General features: G+C 49.0%; 7 protein-coding genes, 1 tRNA gene and 2 pseudogenes. 8 read left to right on the forward strand and 2 right to left on the reverse strand.

Annotated elements, in window-relative coordinates; all coding sequences use genetic code 11:
* The coding region (locus tag ACN0UY_RS12690; protein WP_417667575.1) for a hypothetical protein at positions 1-1027 on the forward strand (1027 nt) is incomplete at its 5' end.
* A 107-nt stretch (positions 1028-1134) separates the two neighbouring features.
* A complete protein-coding gene (locus tag ACN0UY_RS12695; RefSeq protein ID WP_417667577.1) occupies positions 1135-1437 on the forward strand; it encodes a hypothetical protein in 303 nt (100 codons plus the stop codon).
* Between the two features lie 367 nt (positions 1438-1804).
* Here the strand turns inward: ACN0UY_RS12695 and ACN0UY_RS12700 are convergent, their stop codons facing one another.
* On the reverse strand, positions 1805-2320 hold the full coding sequence (locus ACN0UY_RS12700) for a hypothetical protein (protein WP_417667579.1): 516 nt from the start codon (positions 2318-2320) through the stop codon (positions 1805-1807).
* A gap of 269 nt (positions 2321-2589) precedes the next feature.
* Here ACN0UY_RS12700 and ACN0UY_RS12705 point away from each other — a divergent pair.
* From ACN0UY_RS12705 to ACN0UY_RS12715, 3 genes are all read left to right on the forward strand, one after another.
* A tRNA-Phe gene (locus ACN0UY_RS12705) sits at positions 2590-2664 on the forward strand.
* 58 nt (positions 2665-2722) lie between these two features.
* Positions 2723-3871, forward strand: coding sequence for a site-specific integrase (locus ACN0UY_RS12710; RefSeq protein ID WP_417667580.1), 1149 nt, complete (start codon positions 2723-2725; stop codon positions 3869-3871).
* A 192-nt stretch (positions 3872-4063) separates the two neighbouring features.
* On the forward strand, positions 4064-5029 hold the full coding sequence (locus ACN0UY_RS12715; RefSeq protein WP_417667582.1) for an HNH endonuclease: 966 nt from the start codon (positions 4064-4066) through the stop codon (positions 5027-5029).
* Between the two features lie 108 nt (positions 5030-5137).
* Here the strand turns inward: ACN0UY_RS12715 and ACN0UY_RS12720 are convergent, their stop codons facing one another.
* The gene (locus ACN0UY_RS12720) at positions 5138-5686 is read right to left on the reverse strand and encodes a recombinase family protein (RefSeq protein ID WP_417667585.1); all 549 of its coding nucleotides are present in this window, start codon (positions 5684-5686) and stop codon (positions 5138-5140) included.
* Positions 5687-5811: 125 nt separating this feature from the next.
* On the opposite strand from ACN0UY_RS12720, the pseudogene ACN0UY_RS12725 reads away from it, so the two are divergent.
* The 3 genes and pseudogenes from ACN0UY_RS12725 to ACN0UY_RS12735 form a co-directional block, all read left to right on the forward strand.
* Positions 5812-5937: pseudogene (locus tag ACN0UY_RS12725) on the forward strand (recombinase family protein); the annotation flags it as partial.
* Positions 5913-6062: pseudogene (locus tag ACN0UY_RS12730) on the forward strand (helix-turn-helix domain-containing protein); the annotation flags it as partial. The pseudogenes ACN0UY_RS12725 and ACN0UY_RS12730, both read left to right, overlap by 25 nt.
* 806 nt (positions 6063-6868) lie before the next feature.
* Positions 6869-7310: hypothetical protein (locus ACN0UY_RS12735; protein WP_417667587.1), on the forward strand; the 442-nt coding region annotated here is incomplete at its 3' end.

Raw genomic sequence — 7310 nt, forward strand, 5'->3', positions numbered from 1 at the left:
ACATGGGGTTGATCCTGTTCTTACTCAGTCGCCTTACTTTGATGCATCTGAATTCATTGACGTTGGCAGACCGCAAGTTCTCGTCGGCAAGAAGGAAACCAGAGGTCAAAAGGAAGCCCGAAAGCTCACGAATTCCTCTTCGCCGAAGTATGGGCTCAGGGCAGCTGAACGGGAATTCAGGAAACCATACCACGAAGCTAAGGACGAAGTAGACGAACTGAACAAGTTCTATCAGCTACACCCTCTCAGACTTCCTGCTGATGGCTTCTCACGGGCTCTGTGTGGCTCTGTGGGGCGCATCTTTCACCATGGCAGGCTTGATGCAGGAGGACGGTTCTATGGTGCATACACGGGGCTTGAGGGAGACCTCAGGCTCAAGTCTACCATTGATGGAGAGCCTATCGTTCAGATTGACCTTAATGCTGCACAACCAATCCTGTTCTCTTCCTTGATGGGCTACAAAATCAAGGACACGGGCAGAAAGAGCGGTGGCTGGAATGATCTATATGGCGAGATGGCTCAGGAGTTGGTGAAGGGCAACTACGGAAAGCTGGATGAGGAACGGGCAAAACTCAAGGCCGTTGGAGTCGAACTTATTGGCTATGGCGACCCACTCAAGAAGCGCCCATCCCCTGAACTCAAGATCGAGCATGGGATAACTACACAATGGGAGTTCGAAATCTACCGTGACAAGATCTTCCAGTGGGTGCCAGCCTTGCAGCATCTGGAAAGGGATTACTTGAATGGATCTGGATTCATCACGTTTCACGAGAGTGAGATCGTCCTTAGGACCATCCAAGAACTTCATTCTCAAGGGGTCCCAGCCTACCCCATGCATGACTGCCTAATCGTGAAGAAATCTGACCAAGATCTTGCACTTAGGGTCTTCAGGGATATGGCTAATATCTACATCCAAGATCATTGTAGAGCCAACAATAGGCCAGAAATAATCAATGTGATGGTAGGATGTTCCCTTGAGGCTTATGGTCAAAGGAAGAAGAGAATTAATGGATTCTATCTAGACTGATATTCTAATAAGAAGGTTGCCATAGTACACATCTTAAGTGGCAACCTTCGGTTCCCATTTAATAGAATATTCTCACAAGTATCTGCTTTTAATGAAGGAAATTAGATTTGCGTATAGCTTCTCTTGTAGGTTGGAAGCACTGCTTCTGCTTTTTAACCTTCGCCCTTTCTTCAAGTGCAGTGGCGGGAAATGTGTTTTTTCCGTCCGCAGAACGAGCAATTGCATTATACGAGCAGTGTGTAGATGCAACCAAAATAGAAGAACTGGAGCAATACGAGGTTCCTGCCAGAATTGAAGCGCATAACGCCATTCGACCTCCATTCGACGAGGGTACGAAACTGATTCAGGACACTCTGGCCGAATGGGAGCAACGTTGCCTTGATAGAAAAAGATCGTTTCTTGACCAATGAAAACGTTGGATCGGGCTAATGCGCAAGGTCCTGTGCTGGTATACGTAGCAGCAGGAAAGCATCTGCCTTGATCCGTATGCCCGGGGGGCTTCTCAGTGGCACTCAGGGGCCAGTCCATGGCTTCCAAAATTCATGAATACCCACCACAGTTTCAGGAATGGCCTTTGCTGCTTAATCAAGAGCTTGGGCTAGCTGATCCTCTGGATTGCCCAAGAGTGACTGTCCATTTTCATCAAGGAGGTGTGCTATGATGGGGGTCATAAGGTGGCTATGCTCCCGGCTTGCAGTCAACTTTAGCCAATCTCTTGGCTTGAGGGCTACGGCATCCATAAATCCTACGCACAAGTCCATTGCTATGACGTGGCCTTCAGCAATTTCCACCAGCTTTCTGTATATCCATCTTTTCAAGCTTGTTTAGAGGCCCAGGCTCAAGAACTGGAATACGGCTTACTCCGCTACCTTCGTATACTTGCGGGCCGATTGCTGAGTGGAGCCGGAAGCACGTTTCGTGAAGCGTATCCATCGGTAGACGAGAGTGGTTGCCAAGTCGGATGTATCTGGATGTGATAATATTATCAGTGCCAGACAGATGAGAAATCACCTCTTTATCAGCGTCTGTCAGAATCAATGCACTTTCTTCAGCTGCGTTTGCCAGAGACATGATGTTGTGACCATAATCTCGTCTCCGTAGTGTCTCTTCTGTCAGGCCCTGCCTCAGCAGATATGCCTTTAGGTAGAGTTCAATTGCATGGAAAAACAAGAACGAGACTGGTGACCTAGGATGAGTAGCCCTAACATCGGCCTTGCGAAGCGCCAGTGCAGACGCAGCGTATGAGTGAGCAAAGTTAAAAAACGAGATTGCTGTCTTTTGCGGCTCTTCCAAGTTTCACTCCCATCGAGAGAATTGCGCTCATGGTCAGGACCTTTTGAGGGTAGCAGCCAGAGCATAGCTAACAGCTAAAACGTGTTTATACCTTGTCACACATCTTGTAACACATTGGGCATTCTTAGCAGCATCATTGGCTTCAGTCGCTTGACTGCGCAAGCTCAGTACTGTTGATTGTTCCATCAGGAAGAACACAGGTCTAACTTAAGTTATCTAATGGATTCAGAACCTTAATGAGGTGCACCCAAGGCGAGACGCCTTCCCGTGCCCGGGTAGCTCAGGGGTAGAGCAGTGGATTGAAAATCCTCGTGTCGGTGGTTCGATTCCGCCCCCGGGCACCATTAGAACAAACTTAAGCCCTTGATTCTTCTGCACAAACAGACGCAGGAGCTTAAGATATTGTCACACATTCCGTACACAATTTTGAGAAATCAAACCTTCTACTACAATAGAAGGACTCCTCAGAATGCCGTTAGGCTTTATGGACCATCAATCCGACTAAAGCTTGGAACCGATGAGGCCCAAGCCGCAACATTGGCCCAGCGCTTGACGGAAGTCTTGGACCGAAGCTTTCGATCTGGTCACAAGATCGACCTATCCTCAGTAACTAAGGCATTTGAGCCTAAGGTAAAACGACTGTCAGAGGTCGCCTCCGAATACCTAGAGCTAAAACAGATAGCACCAAAGCCAATTGAACTGGCCGTGCAGGCGTTGTGTGAGGTTGCCGGGGATAGGGATATATCCGCATACACGAGGGATGACAGTAAGGCATTTGCTAACCTCCTTCAGTGCCGTGGAAACTCTAGCGGCACCATCCGGAGACGAACCAACAGTATTTGTGCCCTGCTCAACTACGGCTTTGCTGAACTGGAAATCGAAAAGCGGAATCCCTTCTCTCGCTTGATTATCAAGAACGAAGGACAGGACAGGAAGAAGCGAGGCACCTTCACCAAAGAGCAGCTACAGCAAGGCTACGAAGAGGCCCTATCGTCACAAAGCTCAATTCGGTTGCTGATGCCCATACTTGGCGAGACAGGTTGTAGGCTTGGTGAGGTCGTTGGTCTTAGGGTGGAAGACATAGACCTTGACCAAGAGGTTATTCATATCCGCCCAAACCCTATGAGACGCCTCAAGACGACAGGAAGCGAGAGATCCTTGCCCTTGGTCGGCTATGGGCTGGAGGCCATGAGAGAGGCTCTCCGTCAGTCTGGTGATGGGTGGCTTTATCCTCGTTACATTCATGAGGATGGCTGTAGGGCGACACATGCATCCAATGCCCTGAACAAGTGGCTAAAAGCAAGGTTTGATGGTCTGACTGCTCATAGCCTCAGACATACCATGAGAGACCGTCTACGAGAGGTTGAGGCTCCTCTGGAACTGATTGACCAGATAGGTGGATGGTCTGCCGTTGGAGGTGTCGGTGCATCATATGGGCAGGGCTATAAACTACATAATTTGCACAGTTGGCTGTCGAAGGTTGCGATGGATTATGTCCTCAGTCCCAACAGAAATCAGTGCCTTGGCTACCAGGCCAAACCATTTCGATAGGCTTAGGGTATACCCAGTTTAGGGGTAGGTTGCTGGTAGCTTTGCATATTGAAAGGGCCTCGGCTTCAGTCGGGGCTCTCACAAATCCCCACCGACTAGGATATTGTTCATTGCCTTTTCTGGCTTCAGCTTTCCAAACTCTCATGGCAGGATGAGAAAATATTTTAGTAAACAAAACCTTAAGGCCTCAGAATGCCAGAGTTAAATCAGTTATTAGAAGGCTTGCCAGACAATCATATTCAGTCCCTAGAATGGTTTTGGGCCAAGCGTGGTCAACGTGTTACCTGGGCGAGCATGAAGGAAGTAGCCGAGCAAGGCGACGGTTACCGTCTCAGTGGGGCAGCGAAAGGCATCTATAAACCCGCTTATTCAAATTTCACTCTTAGCGTTAAGACGATGCAAGAGGGGCCTTACCCAGACAAAGACGTAGAATATCGACCTGATGGCAGTTGGATATGTCAGTATTACCAGGAGTATCAGAATCCTGATGATAGGGATAAATCGGCGGGCAATCGTGGCTTGGTGCTTTGTATGGAGCAACAAATACCTGTCGGTTTCATGATACGACGACAGACGAAGCCAGCCGCAGAATATGATGTAGTTGGGCTCGGGTTGGTGACTGCATGGGATCAAGGTTATTTTACCATCGAGGGTCTGTCGGATAGCGGAGTTTACTCAGTGAACCGGCCCCAAAATGATGCGGCCAAGTCTAGGACACAGCTATCAGACCTAACATTCGAAGATGATACCCCCGGAATCTACCAGGATAACCGTGACTTCCAGCTGAGAGCGGTAGCCTTGAGACGGGGACAGTCGGCGTTTAGAAACAAGCTTCTGATCTCGTACAACGCCAAGTGCTGCATTTCTGGTTGCGACATTGCAGCGGCATTGGAAGCGGCGCACATTGCACCATATTTAGGAGCTCACTCGAACATTGTTACCAATGGCTTGCTACTAAGGTCCGACCTTCACACGCTATTCGACCTGGGGCTGGTGGCAATAGATCAAGAGTTCAGGGTTCGCCTGGGTCCTGAGTTGATGACTTCGGAGCAATACTCTTTGTTCGCCAACGAGAAAATTTCCTTACCTGAGTGTGTTGCCGATTACCCAGACACCCTTGCCCTCCGCAATCACTTCACTTGGTCTGGCTTTGAGTGATTTTTTGTTTTTTTGGATTCCGAGGTGCCAACCAACCTAGGTAAATCCAATTCGGAATTTTCTGGAGGGTCCCACGAATGATCTGGGGCCTTCCATGCGCCTACACCATCAAGCTTCTTCGTTTAGTATCCGATGGACTGACATACGGCTGACGCCCAGCGCATCTGCTATCTTGTAAGTGGACAGACCTTCTTTCTTAAGATCCCTGACCTTCTTTCTGTCGATCCGCTTCTTCCCCCCACTGTAGACACCCTTAGCTTTGGCCTTAGCGATGCCCTCAGCCTGTCTCTTGCGGATGATGTTACGTTCGAACTCTGCAAAAGCCCCCATCATTTGCAGTTGGAGCTTGGCAAAGGCATCATCGGAACTGGCTGAGAAGGTGAGGCCCTCTGATATAAAGCGGATAGCTACACCTTTGTTATTCAGAGTCTCTATGATTGACTGAAGGTCCCTCAGGTCTCTTGCAAGTCGATCAATGGAATGGACAACTACAAGGTCTCCGTCTCTGGCATAGTCGATCATCTCCTGTAGCGCTGGGCGACCAGCTGCTGACTTGCCGGATAATTTCTCTTCGAAAGTCTTATCAACCTGCCCCAGATCCTGCCGATCAAGGTTTTGGTCTGTGGTACTCACTCGTCTGTAGCCTAGGGTAGCCATGGCAACCTCAATTGGTAACATATGACTCTAGACTAAAGTGATTCCAGTCACAAATGGAAGGGAAAATACCCTAATGTTACCGAATTGTGGTAACATGCGGCTAGTAACAACAGCCTGTAACCAAATTGGACCGCCTAGCTAGGTCTGTATGGCACCTAGGAGAGCTCTTGGAGACATTGGAGGCCAAAGGCGCTGGGCTTGTGATCCTGTCCATGGGAGGCCAGCAAATCGACACCAGCACAGCAACGGGAAAGCTGATGCTGTATTGTCATTGTCTCAGTCCGGTATCAGCAAGCAGAAGATTTGCGACCAATTGGGGATCAGCAGAGTTAGCCTCTATCGGATTCGTGCCGCTAAAGGGGGCGAAGGGGGTTGACAAGATTTCCGCCATCTGAGCCGCCAACAAATTGTAGAGAAAATCTAGTATTCCACAACTTATTGCAGATATCCCTAAAGAAGGCTTTGAGAGGGGCAAGCTCGGGGATATGGTGTACTCATGATCAATAGGATCGTTGAACGAGTTCTATCAAGCCTGATCGTTATGGGCTTGCTCTGGCTACTCAACCGTTGTCTTGGTGAGTGAATTACCATCAAGCAGGCGGCCACCGTCCGGGGGCATTTGATTGGCGTCGAAGCCCCGGACAGATGACAACTCTAGAGGGCGGGTGTAAAACACCTGCCCATTTTTTATGTCATACGACAGCAAGTGTTAGCAACGGCTAATATACGCAGCAGCGTAGATATGCTCACGTGTGGTTGAGGTTTGTTCTTTAAGCGCCGAGGATGAGGCAAGTCCTCCAACGGGCGAGATGATCCAAGGTGCTAGGGCTAGTGGGGAGCTGTACTCAGGACAGCAGGATGCCACCTTAAGCTATTGATTTTAAAAGATTTCAATGTAGCGCCTAGGAGTGCATGTAGCAATGACTGCAAAACCATGGAATATCAAGGGTTTAAGTGGTTATTGAAAATGAATCCTTGCAAAGCAGCCTTTTCTGTGGCCTACTATTTCTTAGAAACGTTCAGGCTAGCCTTATTGGTTGGCCTTTTTTCGTTTCCATAGCCGGGTACCCTCTTAGGCCCCGATTTTCTCAAAATCTAGCACGACCTACCCTGCCTTGATGCAGGCTTAGACCCTTCTGGGGTCTTTTTTGCGTTGTGCGTTCCCAATCTTAAGGAGTGCATATGACTACGACTGTTCAACCAGTGAATTTTTACAAACCCATTTGGCGGGCATTCAATCAGGACGCCAAAGACTGGGTTAAGACCGTCTTAGGAGCTATCGGCATTCAGACGCCGAGCCAAAGGCAATGTGATGCAATGGCTTCTTTCCTATACACGGCAAAATGGTGCCTTCAGTCTGGTAGACCGATGGCTTGCCCCGAGGACAAGGGATACTGGACCCGCTACCCACTTGTTGGAGCGACTACAATTCGGGACCTAGCTGACAGAATGCAGGGCAAGTATCTACACAAGGTCGTCGGATCTGGTCGGTGGATCATTGAGGAAGATGAGCACGGGAAAAAATCGTCTGTGTCAATCACGACCCTACATGGGGTTGATCCTGTTCTTACTCAGTCGCCTTACTTTGATGCATCTGAATTCATTGACGTTGGCAGACCGCAAG

Source organism: Pseudidiomarina sp., assembly GCF_048268165.1.
Taxonomy (GTDB): domain Bacteria; phylum Pseudomonadota; class Gammaproteobacteria; order Enterobacterales; family Alteromonadaceae; genus Pseudidiomarina.